Raw genomic sequence first — 1,258 nt, 5'->3', positions numbered from 1 at the left:
ACCTTGATGTGAAATCGAGTAGGGCGGGACACGTGACATCCTGTCTGAATATGGGGGGACCATCCTCCAAGGCTAAATACTCCTGACTGACCGATAGTGAACCAGTACCGTGAGGGAAAGGCGAAAAGAACCCCTGTGAGGGGAGTGAAATAGAACCTGAAACCGTGTACGTACAAGCAGTGGGAGCCCTTCGGGGTGACTGCGTACCTTTTGTATAATGGGTCAGCGACTTACATTTTGTAGCGAGGTTAACCGTATAGGGGAGCCGTAGGGAAACCGAGTCTTAACTGGGCGTCTAGTTGCAAGGTGTAGACCCGAAACCGGGTGATCTAGCCATGGGCAGGTTGAAGGTTGAGTAACATCAACTGGAGGACCGAACCCACTAACGTTGCAAAGTTAGGGGATGACCTGTGGCTGGGGGTGAAAGGCCAATCAAACTCGGAGATAGCTGGTTCTCCCCGAAAGCTATTTAGGTAGCGCCTCGGACGAATACTACTGGGGGTAGAGCACTGTTTGGGCTAGGGGGTCATCCCGACTTACCAACCCCATGCAAACTCCGAATACCAGTAAGTAATATCCGGGAGACACACGGCGGGTGCTAACGTCCGTCGTGAAGAGGGAAACAACCCAGACCGCCGGCTAAGGTCCCAAAGTTCTGGTTAAGTGGGAAACGATGTGGGAAGGCTCAGACAGCTAGGATGTTGGCTTAGAAGCAGCCATCATTTAAAGAAAGCGTAATAGCTCACTAGTCGAGTCGGCCTGCGCGGAAGATGTAACGGGGCTCAAACCAGGCACCGAAGCCGCGGATTCACGCTAAGCGTGAGTGGTAGGGGAGCGTTCTGTAAGTCTGCGAAGGTGTATCGAGAGGTATGCTGGAGATATCAGAAGTGCGAATGCTGACGTAAGTAACGATAAAGGGGGTGAAAAGCCTCCTCGCCGGAAGACCAAGGGTTCCTGTCCAACGTTAATCGGGGCAGGGTGAGTCGACCCCTAAGGCGAGGCCGAAAGGCGTAGTCGATGGGAAGCAGGTTAATATTCCTGCACGACTTGTAATTGCGATGGGGGGACGGAGAAGGCTAGGTGGGCCAGGCGACGGTTGTCCTGGTGAAAGTGCGTAGGTGGTGTTTCTAGGCAAATCCGGAGACACAACACTGAGACACGAGACGAACACACTACGGTGTGGAAGCCATTGATGCCCTGCTTCCAGGAAAAGCCTCTAAGCTTCAGATTACAAGTCATCGTACCCCAAACCGACACA

Annotated in this window: 1 rRNA gene; it reads left to right on the top strand. The window is 53.1% G+C overall.

The window, feature by feature from the left end:
• Window positions 1-1,258 (top strand): 23S ribosomal RNA (locus G5253_RS20465); the annotation flags it as partial.

Source organism: Aeromonas sp. 602658 (assembly GCF_049173005.1).
Taxonomy (GTDB): Bacteria; Pseudomonadota; Gammaproteobacteria; order Enterobacterales; family Aeromonadaceae; genus Aeromonas; species Aeromonas veronii_A.
The sequence above is the reverse complement of the archived record's forward strand: the minus strand, read 5'-3'. Positions and strand labels throughout refer to the sequence as shown.